This window comes from Nonomuraea antimicrobica (assembly GCF_039536965.1).
GTDB lineage: Bacteria > Actinomycetota > Actinomycetes > Streptosporangiales > Streptosporangiaceae > Nonomuraea > Nonomuraea antimicrobica.
This window is the reverse complement of sequence record NZ_BAAAZP010000027.1, coordinates 65,353-81,764: the sequence shown is the minus strand read 5'-3', so window position 1 is coordinate 81,764 and position 16,412 is coordinate 65,353. Positions and strand designations below refer to the sequence as shown.

Genomic DNA, 16,412 nt, shown 5'->3' with positions numbered 1-16,412 from the left:
CGGCCAGCAAGGCGTCGGCTTGCGAGCGCAGGAAGTCGGCCCACGTGGTGGACGTGTCCCGCTCGAAAACACGATTTCGTGCTCTGAACTGGGGTTTTGCTGCGCGATCAGAGCGGCGGCTGCGACCATCGCAAGGTGTTGTTATCGCTTGTCTACCGGCTGGTGAGGTGCCTGTTCAACCTGCTGACGGTGCTGGTCCGCTCTGATCGGTCCAAAGATGTTGAGTTGCTGGTGCTTCGTCACGAGAACCAGGTGCTCCGCCGTCAACTCGGCGGCCAGCCTCGGTGGAGTCATGCCGACCGGCTCTGGCTCGCGGCGCTATCGCGGCTGATCCACCGTCGCCAGTGGGCGGTGCTGTTCCCGGTCACCCCAGCGACGATCCTGCGCTGGCACCGCACCCTCGTGGCACGCAAGTGGACCTTCAGCGACAGGCAACGCCCGGGACGGCCTTGCACCCGCCGGCCGATCAAAGCACTGATCATTCGGATGGCGCGGGAGAACCCGACCTGGGGCCACAGAAGAATCCAAGGCGAGCTGGCGCGCCTGGGGTACCCGATCGCGGCGTCCACGGTGTGGGAGATCCTGCACGCCGCCGGTATCGATCCCGCGCCCCGCCGAGCCGGACCGACCTGGCGGCAGTTCCTGACCGCACAAGCCCACACAATCATCGCCTGCGACTTCCTGGTGGTCGAGACCGTGCTGCTCAAACGGCTGTATGTGCTCGTCTTCATCGAGCACGGCACCCGGCGCCTGCACCTGGCCGGAGTGACCGCACACCCGACCGGAGCGTGGACAGCGCAGCGGGCCCGCAACCTCGTCATGGACCTGGGTGAGCGCATCACCGGGCTGCGGTTCCTGATCCACGATCGAGACCCACTCTTCACTGCCGCCTTCAAGGAGGTCCTCACGGCAGAAGGGCTGCGGATCATCACCACGCTGCCCCGGACGCCGAGGATGAACGCCATCTGCGAGCGGGTCATCGGCACCCTGCGCCGCGAACTCCTGGACCGGACCCCGATCCTCAATGAACGCCACCTGGCGCGCGTACTCCGCGCGTACCTGATCCACTACAACCAGCACCGGGCGCACCAGTCCCGATGCCAACGTCCCCCAGACATCACGACGCAGCCGACCCGCGACATGGGCGACCTCAACGACCTGCGATCCGTTCGCCGAAGACCCGTCGCCACAGGCATGATCAACGAATATCACCACGCCGCGTAACTGCAGCGCAGTCCCCGTAACTCAATATTCGAGCGGCACAAGGTCAAGTTACATAGGCGAGAGTGACAGCCGTGTCACCAATCCGATAGACAGTTGCCCGAGCCGGTGGCCGGACATTTCAGGAGGATCGAGTGCGGATCTTGTGGGGTTGCTTAGCCGTATTCGTGATCGCCCCACTGGTCGGACTGTTCTACCTGATCATGATCCCTGTATGGCGAGACAACACAACAGCGCCGAACTACTCGACGAAGCCGCCGAGGCGGGCATGCGCCTGGGCCACGAAGGCAACCACATGTGGACCGCGTTCGGCCCCAACAACGTCCTGTGCCACCGCGCCAACATCGCCCTTCGCGTCGGCGACGCGGGCACCGCCATCGACTACGCGCGCCAGGTCGATCTGGACAAACTACCGATCAACGAACGCAAGGCCACACTGCTGCTCGACACCTCCCGCGCGTTCCTGATGTGGAACCAGCACGACAAGGCACTTCACATCCTGCGCGCCGCAGGCGAACTCGCCCCCGAGGAAATCACCGGCCGCCCCGCGGCCCTCCGGCTGGTACGTGACATCCTGGCAACCGCCCCGATCAGCGTCCGCCGCGAAGCCCGCGAATATGCGGCAGCCCTGGGAGTCCAAGCGTGACCCAGCCTGGCAAGGTTCTGTACGTCATCGTCTGCGCCGCAGGCCCCGCCCCCTATGTAGGGCAACTCGTCACCATGGCCCAAGACCAGGGCTGGACCGTCCAAATCATCGCCACCCCACCCGCGTTGAGCTTCATCGACGCCCCTCAACTCGAACAGCAGACCGGACGCCCCGTCCGCAGCCAATACCGCAACCCGGACGAACCGAGGTCACCCCGCGCCGACGCGATCATCGTCGCCCCCGCCACCTACAACACGATCAACAAGTTCGCCCAAGGCATCGCCGACACCTACGCCCTAGGCGTCCTCTCCGAAGCGCCAGGGCTGGACATCCCGGTCGTCGTTCTCCCCTTCGTCAACAGCGCCCTCGCCTCTCGCGCACCCTTTCGCCGCAGCGTCGAAGACCTACGCGCCGAAGGGATCCGTGTCCTCTTCGGCCCAGGCCAGTTCGAGCCCCACCCGCCGAACTCAGGAGGCGACCGCATCGACGCGTACCCCTGGAAACGCGCACTCGCAGAGCTTGCCGAATTGCTCTCATAGGGATCAAGCGGCGGCGCGGCGCGCCGCCGTACCCCCGGCCCTCCGCCCGCCCGCCGTTCGGGCGTGCGGCCTGGGGGCCGGTCCCGGACGGCGGCGGGACACCGGGCCGGGCGCCGCCCGCCAGCCCCGCTGCACCAACCGAACGCTTCGGCCGGGGTTGCCACGCCGCCGTCCAGATGCAGCCCTCACGATCGCCACGACGGGTTTGCCACCGTGCATGGCTGGGGGCGATCGACGATCCAGGGTTCGTTCCTCACCCTGGCTCACCGAGCAACGTCGCTGCTCATCTTGCACATACGGAGGCACCAGTGTCTGTTACGTAACCATATGCACGCCATCCATGCCGCCTCGACACCTGATTCGGCGGAGCCGGGATCGCGACAGCTAATCCTGGATTGCCCATGCCTCCCGAGGAAGCCAGTGAGACGGGTCGTCCATCGCCTCAGCCGGTAGGAAGACTGGTCGTGTGAGTAGATGGTCGCCTGCCCGCTGGACGCCTACCACCACTCCGAGGGAGAGCGAGCCCGGTTCGCCTGCGTTCATATAGGCGAGTTCTTCATAGGGTTCGCGGCTCGCGGCACGGTCCTCCATCCACTGCTCTATCTCTGAGGGAACACGGCCGACCAGGGCAGTGCCGTCCGCGAAGACCTGCGGCCCTCGAAGGGCGTCAACCGAAACGGCCTTGAGCTTCTCATCCGAGCTGTAGTAGAGCGTCAGGCCGGCCTCCCGGTACTTGGCCATCTCCAGAAGACCGTCCCGGTACTGCGGGCGCGTGGTGATGCCTCCGAGCGCGGCAGTCACCTCACCGAGACTCATCCCGAAGTGCAGCGGTCCCACGCTCACGAACGGCTCCAGCATCCACTGCTGTCGCTCGCTCTCTGGCAGCACAGTCCACCATTCGAACATGGGTACGCAGCCTACGACAGCTTTATCGAGTGTCTCTACTCGTGACCGTGTGTCTGCTCACTGCCAAATCGACACTACTGATCATGAGCGGCATGGACCTTGTTGAGTGAGAGACGAGCGAGCTGTCAGTGCAGTTCGAGTTGCAATACGAGGCCGTACAGCGGCGTTCAGCGTGGACCGCTTACTGTCGCTGACCTGCACTGAACGATCTGGAACGGCTCGAACTGGATCTTTTAATCCGTAGGTTCCGGGTTCGAGCCCCGGGCGCCCTACCACTCCACACCCCACCTGACCTGCACTTTCTCGATTCTCGACCCTCTTCTGCGAGGCGAAGACGGCCGAGTTCATGCTCGTCACATGCTCTTCGGCACTGCGCCTGTCGAAAATTCCATCCATGCAGGTCAAGCGGCATGTGAGTACTCGTGAAGGACGCCGCCAAGCCGGTCTCGTCGGCGTATGTTCAGGTCGGTGATTCGCTCTGGATCCGTGATCGGGTCCGGGACGGTACGCAACGGGGCGGCTTGGTTCAGGGCTTGATGGGCTCGGTGCCGGTTGTAGAACAGTTCGTACTCGCGCAGGGCGTGCCGCAGGTGGCGTTCGTTCCAGATCAGGCAGCGGTCCAGCAACTCGCGGCGGCACGACTGCACCCACTGCTCCATGACCGCGCTCATGCGCGGCATCCTGATCCCGGTGAGCACGGTCTCGATGCCGGCCTCGGACAAGATCTCGCCCATGAGAGCCGGGAACTTGACATCCCGGTCTCGGATCAGGTAGCACGCCCGGCAGCCCGCATCTTCCAGATCCATCAACAGATTCTTGATCACCTGGATGGCCCAGCCATGGAGCGAGCCGGGCGAAGCGTGGCACGCAAGCTCTTGGTGCCGCTCGCCCCGGCAGCAGCCCGGCATCGCAGCGGCCGCCGTACTCACGCACCACAGATGCGATCACACAACGCGATCGCAGGGCGTACAGGCATGCCGAGCTCAGGCGTGATATATCCGATTCGGTATCGATGGCCCATACATATCGATATTGGACATTTGGCCGTGGAACTAGTCTGCTGTGACCGCGAAACGCCAAGGCGAAAAGCTCGCCTTCCAGCCCCACACCCCCATTGGCTGTGGATGACGCTGGGCCGTCGTCGGGTAGCACCAACTCTGCGCGCCACCATCGACATCGGCGTGGACGCAGCATCCACAAGCAACCCATCAGTCAACAGTCTCCTCAATAGGCAGATCTTTCATCGGAAGGATGACCTGTGAACAGAGATTTCCGGAAAGCCTCGATCGCCTTAGCAGTCGGCACGGTCGCTACGGCGACGTCGCTTGCCGGCGCTGCGCCGGCCAGCGCCGGGGCCACGTTCGAACTGCTCACCTTCAACGGCCTGAGTGGAAAGTGCCTGGCCATCGCCGAGGGCAGCACGGCCAATGGCGCGCGAGCTATCCAGTGGACGTGCAACGGAAAGGCTGAGCAGCGTTGGCATTGGAGCAATGGGAGACTCGTCAACGAAAAGAGCGGGAAGTGTCTCGCGATCGGTAACGACAGCGAGGCCGCCGGCGCACCCGCAATCCAGTGGACCTGCGGCCCCGGCCTGGAGCAACGCTGGTACGAGTGGTCGCAGGGCCCCAAAGAGGGCTGGAGCTTTGAGAACGCGAACAGCGGATTGTGGCTGGCTATTGCCAAGGCCAGTGGGAACAACGGTGCAGCCGCCATCCAGTGGCATGCCCCTCGTGACCTCATATGGAAGTACGAGCAGCTCTGGGCGCAACACGTCGTTAGCTGAGTGCGCGCTTGCAAAGACGACGGAAGTGGCAGCTATATCCGAGCCGGCTTCGGCATCTGCCACGCTTTGATCAAGTTCTGATCGCGGGTGGTCGTCGCCGGGCCGACCGGGCCGCGCCCCAGGTCCGCGCCTCCACCAGCCGGTGTACCAGGATCGATCACGGACAAGGGCGAGACGTACACCATCTGTACACGCGAGCCCGTCAGGAGCCCGCAAAGCACGAGACGGCCCACCTTCCGGTGGGCCGTCTTGAGAACTGCGCGTGAGTGCGCCTGTCCGGTGCCAAAACTCGCTCGTGGTGCTGGCCTGTGGTTTCGTACGTCGTCAAGCAGCTCTGCGGTACTCATGGATCAGGCCGCAGACAGCGCTTCGTCTCTCTGTTCGAGCCGTGAGATCGACCACCTCGGCCGGATCGTGAAGGGGCTGACGTAGTGACGGCGCCTGATGCGGACGGTGCTCGTTGCCACGTTTACCGACCGCAGGAGCTCGAATCGTGGCTCTGACCTGCGATTGTTCATAGACTACATGTCCGCGACGATCGTCGTGGGATGTCGGGGGGTGGGGCGTGTCGCAAGCAGCGGCCCCGCTCAGTAAGTGTTGAACAGCCCATCGGTCCAGGTCAGAGGCAGATTGACGCCCCCTGGGGCGTGTCATGATCGGAGCTATGAGCGATTGGGAGCCGTTTCTGGACGAGGTTTCGTGGTTCGTCCAGCCCGGAGAGAGTGTTGTGGTGGGTGAGGCGCGGCCATGGACTCGCGGATCGATTGACGGCCTGCCCGAACTGTCTGCGCTGTTCGGCTCGGCTGTTCTCACTCCCGTCTCCGTTGGTGGCACGGCTTATGAGCTGCTGGCGTGGGGATCGCCGAGTGATCGGCGGGGATGGCTCTGCCATACGCCCCTTGAGGCGGAGGGTGACTTCGTCCCTCGGGTTCACAAGAGCTTCTGGAGGGTGTGCGGTGGGATCGTCGAACGTTTTGGGGAGCCTGGCACCTGGTGGAACAACCAGAACCAGGTGCTGACGATTGATGCGGCACGCGTTCGAATCGCTGATGTGTTCGCCGACTACGCGTGGCTTTGGGAGGACGCTGGCCTGGAGGTTCCCATCGACCCTGATGAGTACTACGCCGTCGCTGTGGAGGCCAACGGAAATCTGACGTTGGCGCATCGCGGCAACGGTCGGCTAGTCCTCTTTGCGCCCGACCACGCGTTCACACATGTCACGCCACTGGTCGGGTCCCCGCCGTACTCGCTGCTCACCATCGATAAGGTGCCCGATCTGGCGACTTGGATAGAGGTGTGCGCCGCGGCCTGGCGGGATCAGTAGGCGGGACGGGGCGGGCGGGATGGCGGTTGGGTCGGTGCCGGTCAGCGTGGTGTCGGGTCGGTGAGTTGGGCTTCGAGGTCGGCGATGCGCCGATCCTGGAACCGGACGTTGGATCGGGCCGCTTGAAGGCGTTCGTCGAGTGTGCGGTTCTCGGTGGTGAGCTGACGGACACGTTGCCTGAGGGTGGTGTTCTCGGTGGTGATCCGGACGATGGCCTCTTGAGTCCATTCGGCTTCCAGATCGCGGACCTGGCCGAGGAGTTCGGCGATGCGGGTGCGCTGGGTCGTGATCTCGGTGTGGGCGGCCTTGAGAGCGTCTTCAGCGTTCAGAGCCCGTTCTCGCCAGGTTGCTTCGCGCTCGGCATCTTGGTCGGTAAGTAGCTGAACACGCTGCTCCCCGGCTTGAGCGAGGGCAGCCGAGACCGCTGCTCTGGCCTCGGAATTGTCATAGACAAAGGTTCGGGACACTCCCGCCCGGCGAGCGACGGCCGCCACCGACGGCTGTGCCTTCTCGCGCTTGAGCTGGGTGAGGGCGTCATGAACGCGCTTGAGCGCGGCCTGGGTAGTGCGGCGGCGTGCGTTTAGCGCAGCTGCGGTCCGGGGTTCGGGAACGCGTGTGTTGGTCATACTGGGTCCAGTTCGAGGTCATCTTCGAGGAGTCCACCGTCGTACTCGGCCTCGTCGGGCGCGCAGACGTCGGCGAGGTCGGCGGTGCGGAAGGCGGTGCTCCAGACGCGGTGGAAGTAGTCCTGGGGTTTGCGGAGGTCCAAGGCGAGCGCGTCGTCCAGAAGCCCGAGCCCGGCCAGGGCCTTCTCCAAGCCGTCGATAGCGCAAGCGGTGGGTTCGAAATGGGCGTGCAGATAGTCGGCGGTGGCGTCGTCGGGTGCGCCCTCGGCGAGCAACCGCCATTGTTCGCGTTTGCGTCGCCAGTAGAGCGGGTCGGCGCCGGAAAGGACGAATTTGTCGCAGTTGTGGCAGTCCAGGTTCCAGGGACAGGCTCCGCCGTTGACGACGGGTTGGAAGGTGCAGAACCCACCCTCGGCCGGGGTGCTGCGCCGCGATAGGTCGATGGCGATGGCCTGGGCCTGCTCGCGGGTGAGCGGGGTCGTCGGTTCGGTGAGGAGTTCGCCGGGACTCGGGCTGCCGGGGCCTGTGACCCAGACCTGCTGGAGGACGTCTTCCAGGTCGGACTGGGTCAGGTGGATGTAGTGCTCGGCCATCCGTTCGGAGAGGTGGCCGAGGTAGCGGCGGACGTGGGTCAGGCTCGCCCCGGCCCGAAGCAAGCTGGTCGCCAGGGAATGGCGGGCCTGGTGAGGGACCCAGCGGCCGATGTCCAGCTCGTCGATCCAGAGCTTGAAGCCCTTATGGAACCACTTGTAGGACAGCGGCCGGCGCCCGTCGCGGTTACGGATGTTGGTGGGGAACAGTGCCATCTGAGCGCGTTCCCCGGTGGTGGGCGGCCGGTTGTTCCGGGCCTCGAACAGGGTCAAGGTCTTGCGCTGACGTGCTTCCAGAAGCTGGTGGATTCGCTCGGGGATGCGCAGAGCCTGGTCATAGTTGCCGGCTTTGGTCTGGTCGTGCCAGAGCATCGGGAGCCCGCCATAGCGGCCGAGGCAGTCCAGGCGGAGCTGGAGAACCTCACCGCAGCGGCGACCAGTGACAATGATCGTCTCCCAGGCGTCCCTCAGGCCGCGGTCGAACGGGTCGTAGGTCTCTGCGAGTCTGCGCAGGTTGGTCTCGTCAGCGAGCGCCTGGGCGACCTCGTCGGCGAACGGCGGCCGAGCGCGGCGGACCATCTGCCCTGGGGCGGGCATGGCGGCGATGAAGGACCTGGCCAGGCCGAGCCGTTCGGCCTCGCCCGACTCCAGCGCCCCGCGCAGGAGCCGTCGGGTGCGGTGGAAGACGCGCTGCTGGGTGTTGGCGGTCACGATTGACGGCTTGCCGTGGACGCCTCTGGCCGCCAGCGAAACGAGGCCGTCCCTCTCGCGTTGCCGCTGGTCGGCGACGAACAGGTGCATGTGCTCGGCCGTCAGCTCCCGCGGGTCATGGCCGCCGTCGGGAGCGCGGAGTTCCAGGAAAGTGCTCAGTTCCAGCCCGGCTCGGCGCATGTCGTCGAAAGTGCCCCCGCTGCGCGGGCAACTGGGAGAACGGAGGATCGCGACCAAGTGGTCCCAGATCAGGTCGCGGAGCCATCGCTGGGAGACACCGGTGAGGTCCATGTGGACCGAGCGGCCGGTGAGCTTGCGCCCGAAGTGCTCGGTGAGGATGTATCCGAGCTCACGTGTCTCGGCTGGCGTCACGTAGAGGGGATGCAGCCAGCCGGTCACGGCCCGGACGATGTGGACCGCCTCGCGGCTGACGGCCTTCCGCAGAAGCCGTTCCTCCTCGGGGCCGGCGTCCGAGAGCGACTGGAGACCGTACTCGCGGGCGAAGTTCGCCACGCCCTGCAAGGTGACCAGTTCCCAGCGGCCGTGCGCCTTCTGGGTGTGGGCGAACATGCCCCACTTCATCTCGGCTCGCAGCAGCGGGTGCAGTCCCCGGAGATTGACCTGCGCGGGCCGGAGCGCCGCCGGGGCGCTCGCGCACCAACGCTCGAAGGCATGCTGGTCCTGGTAGTCGACCGGCGCGACCAGTCCCCGGCGTCCGTAGCGGGTGCCCCACTGGCTTGGCAGTGTCGCTCCACCTGGACGGCCTTCCCGACGGTATCGGCGCTCGTGCCGGTAGCAGAGCCCTAGCGGAGAGTCCGACGGTTCCGGGCAGACCGGGACCCGGCACCTGCCGAATCCGGGAAGCGAGTTCTGATCGAGGAGCCAGGTGCCGAAGTCGGCGTCGCCGCCGCGGCCGCTGCGGTGGTGATACCAACGGAACTCGTGGTAGTGGCAGAGCTCCAGCGTGAGGTGACGGGCGGGCCTCTCGGGGCAGATCCGGCAGGACCGGTGCTCGACCCCGGCTCCGGGACCGACCAGCGGCGCGACGCGGAGGAACTCGACTCGGGTTCCTCCGCGGTCGCGGTGGTCGCGCCAGAGCACCTCATGGGATGAGCACAGATCGCCGTGGCCCATCGTGGATCGCTCGCAGTCGGCGCAAAGGCAGTTCCACCGGAAGACGGGATGGTTCGGCGGGATCTTGACGATGTCGGGACGGAACAGGGGGTCAAACGATGGGGCACTGATCAGCGCGGTGAGGATCTCCAGTCTGTCCCTGCCGGTGCGGGCGTCCTGCTGCGACTGCAGGACCGTCATCACGGTCACTTCCGCTCACCCCAGACCGTGCGCAGGGCCACGTCGAACGCAGGGTCGTGGATATCGACGTGACCGTAGACCTCGTCGACCGTCGCGGCCGATGCCCAACCACCGGCGTCCCGAGCGATCAACAGGTTCCCGTCGGCGGCGTCGAGGACCGCGGAGGTGAAAGAGTGCCGGAAGGCATGGGGCTTCACGGCACCGAGCCCGGCGCGCTTCCCGGCGCGGCCGAGCATCCGCCGTGCCCCGGCCGGCGCCCAGGGCTCACCCGCCCCGGCGCCGTGCAGTTGGACCAGGAGCATGCCGTGCCGGACGCCTCTGGGGTATTCGCTGCTGGTCAGGTAGTCGAAGTAGGTGTGCACCATCGCCGGGCTGACCCGTTTGATCAGGCCACCAGTGATCGTGCCGTTCTCGATCCGCCAGGGGTGCTTGGTCTTCGCCTCGGCTCCGTTCGGGTTGCCCGGGCGGTGACAGACATGCAGATGGGGGCTGCGGCACTCGCCGCAGGCCGCATTCTCCCGCAGGTGCAGGTCGACCAGGTGCAGACCGCAGAGCTCCCCGATCCGCAGGCCGCCGTCGGCCAGCCAGGTCACCGCCATCCGGTCTCGGGCCGAGTTCACCGTCTCCAGCAGCTGTTCCCTCGCCCCGCCAGGCAGCATCTTCGGGTGCCGGCGGTGCGGGCCCTTCGGCGCGAGGGGGTTGGCGGGCATGGCCGTCTTGACGTGCCCGAGGAACGATCGGCGACGGTCCACCCGGGACGGCAGCCGGGTGCCGTCCAGCTTCTCACCGAGGTCGGCGTTCACCCCGAGAGAGGCTTGGTGCAGATAGAAGCCCTTCAAGCACGACGCTGCGATTGACAGCGCGGACCGGCCCAAGGGGCGCTTCCCTACCCGCCAGGGCTCCCCGAGCGGCATGTGGACCTCCGCGCCCACGATGCCCATGTAGCGTTCGAGGTCCTGGAGCACCACCCGCTCGAACGTCAAGCACTCACGTTCCAGCCAACGCAGATGATCCACCAGGAAGTACGCGTACGTCTTCTGCGTGCCCGAACCGTCGTGCAGGCGCAGAAACCGGTCAGCCTCCGGATGGATCGACCCTTCGGGCCACACGATCGTCCAGGATCGCCACCCGCCCTTCCGATGGATCTGCTGGACCCTCAGATCCCCGACGACCACTCGCCGTGCCACTTCGCCCCCCGTACCGACCCGACGACATGGACGACGCCCCGGACCGGGTCGGTAAAGGAGCCTAAGACGCCCAGCTCACAGGTCCAGACGAACAACACGGACTGCTCTTCCCGGGGTCGGTAAAGTAGTGGCGCTCGTACTTGGCCAGGACCTGTTGCAGATGCCGCTCACCGTGGACCAGAAGGTGATCAAGGCGTTCGCGCCGAAGTGTGCCGACGAACCGCTCGGCGAACGCGTTCGCCCGTGACGAGCGCGGCGGAATCTTGACGATGTGCACGTCCACGCCGGCGAGCACCTCGTCGAATTCTCTGCCGAACTTGCCATCCCTGTCCCGGATCAGGAACCGGAACCTGTCGGCTCGCTCGCCCAGTTCGATCAGCAGGTTGCGCGCCTGCTGTGCCGTCCAGGCACCGGTCGGATGAGCCGTGACACCGAGGATACGCACGCGCCGCGTTTCGATCTCCATGACGAACAACACGTACAGGCGCCTGAGGAACACCGTATCGACGTGGAGAAAGTCGCATGCCAGGATGCCGGAGGCTTGAGAGATGAGGAACCGGCGCCAGGCCGGTGAAGCCCGCCGTGGCGCGGGCCCGAACCCCGCCGCCGTCAGGACCCGGCGGACGGTCCTCTCCCCCACCCGATACCCGAGACCGAGAAGCTCACCTCGGATGCGCCGATGGCCCCAGCGCGGATTCTCCCGCGCCAACCGGACGATCAGATCGCGGATCTCCTCAGAGACCGGCGGCCGGCCGTGCTTGGCGGGGAAGGTCCACTTCTCCTTGACCAGCCCGCGATGCCAGGCAAGCAGCGTGCCGGGCATCACAATGCGATGCAGCCGAAGGCGAGCAGGTAACACCCTCGCCAGCGCGGCCGGCACCGCCCGATCGGCCCAATCCGGCCTGGGCCGGGCGACCGACGACGCAGCACCGCGACCTCATGCCGCAACACCAAGATCTCCACCTCCTTGGAAGCACTCCCCCGTGCGAGCAGCACCAGCCAACCGAACACCCTGACCACCAGCAGATACAGAAGTCGAAACAGCACGAGGCCCAAGCCCAGAAGACCAGGTCAGACCCCCTGCATCAGTTCTGGCACCGGACAAGCCACCACATTGGTCAGCGCCCGCTCGGCCCGGCGTCGCTTGTCCAGCAGGAAGTCCGGGAAGTAGGAGCCCTGCCGTAGCCGGGGCACGGCCAGTTCAATGCTCCCGGCGCGGGTGTCCCATGGGCGGGTGCGGTAGCCATTGCGGTGTTGACCCGCTCGCTGCTGACCTCGCCGTAGCCGGCGCCGCACAACTGCTCGACCTCGGCGTCCATCATCCGCTGGGCGAACTCGCGGATCATCGTCCGGAGCAGGTCAGGGCTCGCCGCGGCGAGGGTGTCTTCCAAGTAGTCCCCGGCAGCGGGCACAATGCCGTTGACGGCCACTTCATCCCCTTCATGTTGATCTGAGCGAATCGAAGGATTACGGAGTGGCCGTCTCTTGTCACATGGATCTCACCCGTACCAGTTCAAGGGCTTGATCACCCGCACACCCTCTCCCTGGACGTGAACGACCCCGGCGGCCTGGGCCGAACTACGGTCCGGGGGCTGGTGCTGCAACCGGTCGTTGCTGAACACAGTCAGTTCGAGGGACGGTCACCCGCAGGAGGGAATTCTGAAGGTCTATCGTCCTGGTCGTTCGTCTTGCTGCGAGGGTGAAGGCGAGGTGGCCGGACGCCGGCGGTGGTCAAGGATCTGCGGGTGGCGCGTGCCCCGGCCAACGCCGATGATCTGGAAGGGCTGGAGGGGCTGGAGACCGACATGCCTGCCAGGTTGTCGGACGGGACGGTCGCCTCCGACGTGGTGTACCTGGAGCAGATGAGGCCTGGTTCGGCCAGCTGCTGTGGAAGAGGGAACCGGCGTACCCGTGTTCGGTGTGGCGGATCTCGCGAGATCGTGAATCGTCCGTGCCAGGATGTGGCGGGCCTCGCCCTACCGCTCACTATGCCGTGAGCCAGGCGTCCTTCGACCCGCTCCAGGATCCTGGCATATCACCCGCACCGACGGGAAGAACACCTTCTCAAAGGACCGATGACAACACGCTGTCGATACATGGTCACGGTGTGGCGAGGGCTTCGGTGGGTGAGAGGCGGGCGGCCCTCCAAGCGGGGTAGATGCCGGCGCAGGCACCGATTGCGAGTGTTGCGAGCACTCCACCAGCGGTGACCCAGGCGGGAACCACGGTGGGCCAGCCCTGGTAGCCGGCGTAGCCGGTGGTGAGCAGGATGCCTATCACTGCACCGCTCGCACCGCCGAGTGCGGACAGCAGTTGTGACTCGGCGAGGAACTGCAGCCGGATGTGCCCTCTGGTGGCTCCAAGGGCTCTGCGGAGGCCGATCTCGGCTCGCCGTTCCAGGACCGAAATCACCATGGTGTTTGCCACGCCTACGCCGCCGACCAGGAGGGCAACCGCGCCAAGGCCGAGGAGCAATCCCGACAGGGTGGTGTCTGCGGCTTCCCTCGCGGCGAGCGCGTCGGATGGCCGTGACACCTTCACCTCGTTCGGGTGCTCCGGATTCGCCGTCCGGGCCAGGACCGTTTGTACGGCTTCGACGGCGTCGTCGCGAGTGCGGGTGTAGATGGTGGTCGGGTACCCGTCGAAGCGCAGGTTGGCCTTGGCCACCTGCCAGCCGATGAGGGCGGCGTTGTCGAGCTCAGGTGTCAGAGTGACCGGGTCGAGCACGCCCACGACTGTGAACCATTGGTGGTCGAGCCACACCTTCATGTCGGGGGTTGCGGCGGCGATGCCGAGTCGGGTGGCCGCAGTGGAGCCGAGCACGACCGCCGGGTATGCGGCCGTAGCCGAGTTGAGCCAGGTACCGCTGGCCACGCGCGCATGAAGCGTGGACAGCAGGTCGGTCCGGGCGGCCAGCACGGCGATGCTGCCGGTCTCGGCGGGCGGGATGTACTGGTTGCGGTACACGTGGGTGTCGGTCCTGCCGGTTGCGGTCACCGACACGACCGTGGGGATCCGGCCGACCATGTCGACCGAATCGGTGGTCAGATGTGCTTCGTCACCGACGACGGTCTCACCCGGGGTGACTTTCAACAGGTTGGTGCCGAGCCGGGCGAGTCGCTGGTCGAGGTGTTCGCGACTGGAGCTGGCGATGCCCACGACACAGACCATGGCGGCGATGCCGATCGCGATGCCGAGTGCGGCGAGCACCGCCCGCTGCGGGCGGGTTCGCAGCCCGGCGGCGCCGACCCGGGCGACGTCGCGAGGCAACAGCCTGGAGGAGGCGGTCACTGGGTCACCTGCCCATCGCGGATCGCGACCCGGCGGGGCAGGCTGGAGGCAATGTCGCGGTCGTGGGTGATGACCACGACCGTTGTGCCGGCAGCGTGCAACTCGCGCAGCAGCTTCAGCACATGTGCGCCGGCCTCGGAGTCGAGGTTTCCGGTCGGCTCGTCGGCCAGCACCAGGGCCGGCTCACCGACGACCGCACGAGCGATGGCCACCCGCTGCCGTTCGCCGCCGGAGAGTTGATGCGGCCGGTGGGTCAGCCGATGGCCGAGCCCCACGCGGCGCAGGGCTTGCGTGGCACGACAGCGCCGTTCCCGCAACCCGACACCTGCGTATAGCAGGCCATCGGCCACGATGTCGACTGCCGGCACCCCGGCAGCGAGGTGGAACTGCTGGAAGACGAAGCCGATGCTGCGCCCGCGCAGGGCGGACAGCTGCCGGTCGGACAGGCGTGACAGCTCGCGGCCGCCGACTGTCACCGACCCGCTGGTGGGCAGGTCCAGCGCCCCCATGAGGTGCAGTATCGTCGACTTTCCTGAACCGGAGGGCCCGACGATGCCAACCAGCTCACCAGGTTCGATGGTCAGTGACACGTCGCGCATCGCCGTGACGCCCCCTGGGTAGGTCTTGCTGACCCGATCAAGTGTGATCACGATGGGACCCCTACGAGGGTGCCCTCGGCGATACCGTGGCCGGAGATCTGCACCCGCCCGTTGGCGAACATGCCAAGCTTCACGGTCATGTAGCGGCTGGTCGAACCGGTCGCCACCTGCACGGCGGTGCCGCCGTCGGCGAGCGCGACGAGCGCCGCGACCGGCACGGTGAGCACATCACGCGCGCTCGCCGCGACCAGGGTGACCGCGACCGGTGCCTGGTCGAGAGTGCCGAGTCCGGACTGGTCGGCGATGCTGACCGTCACCTCGATCGTGGCGGGATCCTCGGCCAGGCGGCCCGCGACGGCCACCGTCCTCACCTTGGCGACGGTACCGGCCACAGTCTTGCCATCCGGGAGTGTGATGGTGGCGGCGCTGCCCTTCTTGGCCAGGCTCTGGAGGGCGACGTCGAGGGGGATCCGCACCACCCGGGTGGTACCGGTGTAGCTGAGTACCTGGCCACCTGCCGGGTCTCCGAGCTGTACGGCCAGTGAGGCAACCCGCACCGCGGCGGGAGCGAGCACCACCGTGGCCGGGTCGAAGACACCAGTCTGGAGGTACGAGTGGTCTTTCTGCCACTTGCGCACGGCGGTCGCCGTCGCCGCGGTGTAGTTGGTGTCGACGGTGAACCCGGTGTAGCCGAGGGCGGCCAGGTTCTGCTCGACCTCCTTGACATCCGCACCGGAGTTGCCCCAGCTCAGTGTCCGGTAGAACGGGCGCCGGCCGTAGAACAGCGACACTGGCCGGCTGTCGATCCGATACATCGCCTGACCACGGCGGACCATCGCGCCCAGCGCCGGCAGCCAGGTGATCGTCCCGTTGCCGCGCGCGGAAACGCGTACGGCTGTGCCGTAGTCGAGTGTGCCGTTCACCTGCTGGGTCTGCGTCAAGGTGGTCCGGGTGACCGGGGTGGTCGCCGGCGTCGGATCGGTCGCTTGTGATGACGTGTCCGGTTCGGTGCCGCCGAACCCGGCCGAGGCCGCGACGACCGCCGCAGCCACGAGGACGGCCGAGCCTGCGACCGCAGCAATGCTCAGCCGGCTCACTTGCCTCCCCCCTTCGAGGGCGCCCCACCGCTCCTCAGCTTGTCCTTGCAGGCCGCGTCCGCCGCCTTGTAGATCGGGTCGTTGAGGATCTGATCCTTGCCGGCACCGGCGAACCGGCCCCCGAACTGGCTCTTGCCGGTGACCGGGTCAGGATCGGTCACCTCGACGCCGTGCTCGCGCATGCATGCGGCGTACGCACGCAAGCCCTCCAACTCCTGCGGGTCCACGTCGTCCGGTGCCCCACCGTTGGGCAGGAACTGCTGACACGCCCGCATGGCCGTCTCCCACGCGCGGCGATCGGCACCGGCCGGTGGCGTCAACGCCACGTCGCCAGAGTTCGGATCAGGATCGGGTACGTTCTGGCCATGCTCGCGCATGCACGCGGCAAAGCGCTGAAATGACCCCGCGGCGCTGGGTGAGCCGCCGCCGCTGGCGGATGACCCGCCGCCCGACGCCTCGGTACACGCCGCCGCCGCAACGAGCGCGACCAACAGGCTCGGTACTACGAGGATTCGTCCCATGACATTTCGTCCCATGGCATGAGGTGTACGCACAGGACGGTGACACCAGCGCTACGC

General features: G+C 66.5%; 16 protein-coding genes and 1 pseudogene. 5 read left to right on the top strand and 12 right to left on the bottom strand.

Features of this window, described 5'->3' with window-relative positions:
• Positions 1-135 precede the first annotated feature (135 nt).
• The 3 genes from ABD844_RS08740 to ABD844_RS08730 all read left to right on the top strand — a co-directional run bounded on the left by ABD844_RS08740 (position 136) and on the right by ABD844_RS08730 (position 2,406).
• Positions 136-1,224, top strand: a complete 1,089-nt coding sequence (locus ABD844_RS08740) for an integrase core domain-containing protein (RefSeq protein ID WP_344874795.1) — start codon at positions 136-138, stop codon at positions 1,222-1,224.
• Between the two features lie 211 nt (positions 1,225-1,435).
• Positions 1,436-1,867 (top strand): hypothetical protein, encoded by a 432-nt coding sequence (locus ABD844_RS08735; RefSeq protein ID WP_344874793.1) that lies wholly within the window; start codon positions 1,436-1,438, stop codon positions 1,865-1,867.
• A complete protein-coding gene (locus tag ABD844_RS08730) occupies positions 1,864-2,406 on the top strand; it encodes a flavoprotein (protein WP_344874791.1) in 543 nt (180 codons plus the stop codon). The genes ABD844_RS08735 and ABD844_RS08730 overlap by 4 nt, the downstream gene beginning before the upstream one ends.
• Before the next feature lie 384 nt (positions 2,407-2,790).
• Here ABD844_RS08730 and ABD844_RS08725 read toward each other — a convergent pair whose 3' ends face one another.
• The gene (locus ABD844_RS08725; protein WP_344874789.1) at positions 2,791-3,312 is read right to left on the bottom strand and encodes a hypothetical protein; all 522 of its coding nucleotides are present in this window, start codon (positions 3,310-3,312) and stop codon (positions 2,791-2,793) included.
• 401 nt (positions 3,313-3,713) lie between these two features.
• A complete protein-coding gene (locus ABD844_RS08720; protein WP_344874787.1) occupies positions 3,714-4,241 on the bottom strand; it encodes an integrase core domain-containing protein in 528 nt (175 codons plus the stop codon).
• A 329-nt stretch (positions 4,242-4,570) separates the two neighbouring features.
• On the opposite strand from ABD844_RS08720, the gene ABD844_RS08715 reads away from it, so the two are divergent.
• Together ABD844_RS08715 and ABD844_RS08710 are read left to right on the top strand one after the other, a co-directional pair.
• Positions 4,571-5,095, top strand: coding sequence for an RICIN domain-containing protein (locus ABD844_RS08715; RefSeq protein ID WP_344874786.1), 525 nt, complete (start codon positions 4,571-4,573; stop codon positions 5,093-5,095).
• Positions 5,096-5,759: 664 nt separating this feature from the next.
• Complete coding sequence (locus tag ABD844_RS08710; RefSeq protein WP_344874785.1) at positions 5,760-6,419, top strand: hypothetical protein; 660 nt, start codon at positions 5,760-5,762, stop codon at positions 6,417-6,419.
• A 41-nt stretch (positions 6,420-6,460) separates the two neighbouring features.
• Here ABD844_RS08710 and ABD844_RS08705 read toward each other — a convergent pair whose 3' ends face one another.
• From ABD844_RS08705 to ABD844_RS08660, 10 genes and pseudogenes are all read right to left on the bottom strand, one after another.
• Positions 6,461-7,045 carry a DUF6262 family protein gene (locus ABD844_RS08705; RefSeq protein WP_344874783.1) on the bottom strand — a complete coding sequence of 195 codons (585 nt, stop codon included), beginning with the start codon at positions 7,043-7,045 and terminating at the stop codon, positions 6,461-6,463.
• A complete protein-coding gene (locus tag ABD844_RS08700; RefSeq protein ID WP_344874919.1) occupies positions 7,042-9,660 on the bottom strand; it encodes a tyrosine-type recombinase/integrase in 2,619 nt (872 codons plus the stop codon). The genes ABD844_RS08705 and ABD844_RS08700 overlap by 4 nt, the downstream gene beginning before the upstream one ends.
• Positions 9,661-9,665: 5 nt before the next feature.
• Positions 9,666-10,769: a tyrosine-type recombinase/integrase gene (locus ABD844_RS08695; protein ID WP_344874781.1), complete on the bottom strand. Its 1,104-nt coding sequence runs from the start codon at positions 10,767-10,769 to the stop codon at positions 9,666-9,668.
• A 139-nt stretch (positions 10,770-10,908) separates the two neighbouring features.
• Positions 10,909-11,670, bottom strand: a complete 762-nt coding sequence (locus ABD844_RS08690; RefSeq protein ID WP_344874779.1) for a helix-turn-helix domain-containing protein — start codon at positions 11,668-11,670, stop codon at positions 10,909-10,911.
• A complete protein-coding gene (locus ABD844_RS08685; protein WP_344874777.1) occupies positions 11,670-11,903 on the bottom strand; it encodes a hypothetical protein in 234 nt (77 codons plus the stop codon). Before ABD844_RS08685 ends, ABD844_RS08690 begins: the two co-directional genes overlap by 1 nt.
• 48 nt (positions 11,904-11,951) lie before the next feature.
• Positions 11,952-12,262: pseudogene (locus tag ABD844_RS08680) on the bottom strand (transposase); the annotation flags it as partial.
• A 685-nt stretch (positions 12,263-12,947) separates the two neighbouring features.
• Positions 12,948-14,138 (bottom strand): ABC transporter permease, encoded by a 1,191-nt coding sequence (locus tag ABD844_RS08675; RefSeq protein ID WP_344874775.1) that lies wholly within the window; start codon positions 14,136-14,138, stop codon positions 12,948-12,950.
• The gene (locus ABD844_RS08670) at positions 14,135-14,788 is read right to left on the bottom strand and encodes an ABC transporter ATP-binding protein (RefSeq protein WP_425568523.1); all 654 of its coding nucleotides are present in this window, start codon (positions 14,786-14,788) and stop codon (positions 14,135-14,137) included. Before ABD844_RS08670 ends, ABD844_RS08675 begins: the two co-directional genes overlap by 4 nt.
• On the bottom strand, positions 14,785-15,834 hold the full coding sequence (locus ABD844_RS08665) for a peptidoglycan-binding protein (RefSeq protein ID WP_344874773.1): 1,050 nt from the start codon (positions 15,832-15,834) through the stop codon (positions 14,785-14,787). Before ABD844_RS08665 ends, ABD844_RS08670 begins: the two co-directional genes overlap by 4 nt.
• Complete coding sequence (locus tag ABD844_RS08660) at positions 15,831-16,355, bottom strand: hypothetical protein (RefSeq protein ID WP_344874771.1); 525 nt, start codon at positions 16,353-16,355, stop codon at positions 15,831-15,833. Before ABD844_RS08660 ends, ABD844_RS08665 begins: the two co-directional genes overlap by 4 nt.
• Between the last annotated feature and the right edge of the window lie 57 nt (positions 16,356-16,412).

Coding starts and splice junctions, on each gene's coding strand:
- ABD844_RS08710 (WP_344874785.1), top strand. CDS start 5,760: ATGAGCGATTGGGAGCCGTTTCTGGACGAGGTTTCGTGGTTCGTCCAG.
- ABD844_RS08735 (WP_344874793.1), top strand. CDS start 1,436: ATGGCGAGACAACACAACAGCGCCGAACTACTCGACGAAGCCGCCGAG.
- ABD844_RS08690 (WP_344874779.1), bottom strand. CDS start 11,670: ATGCCCGGCACGCTGCTTGCCTGGCATCGCGGGCTGGTCAAGGAGAAG.
- ABD844_RS08725 (WP_344874789.1), bottom strand. CDS start 3,312: ATGTTCGAATGGTGGACTGTGCTGCCAGAGAGCGAGCGACAGCAGTGG.
- ABD844_RS08660 (WP_344874771.1), bottom strand. CDS start 16,355: ATGGGACGAATCCTCGTAGTACCGAGCCTGTTGGTCGCGCTCGTTGCG.
- ABD844_RS08700 (WP_344874919.1), bottom strand. CDS start 9,660: ATGACGGTCCTGCAGTCGCAGCAGGACGCCCGCACCGGCAGGGACAGA.
- ABD844_RS08705 (WP_344874783.1), bottom strand. CDS start 7,045: ATGACCAACACACGCGTTCCCGAACCCCGGACCGCAGCTGCGCTAAAC.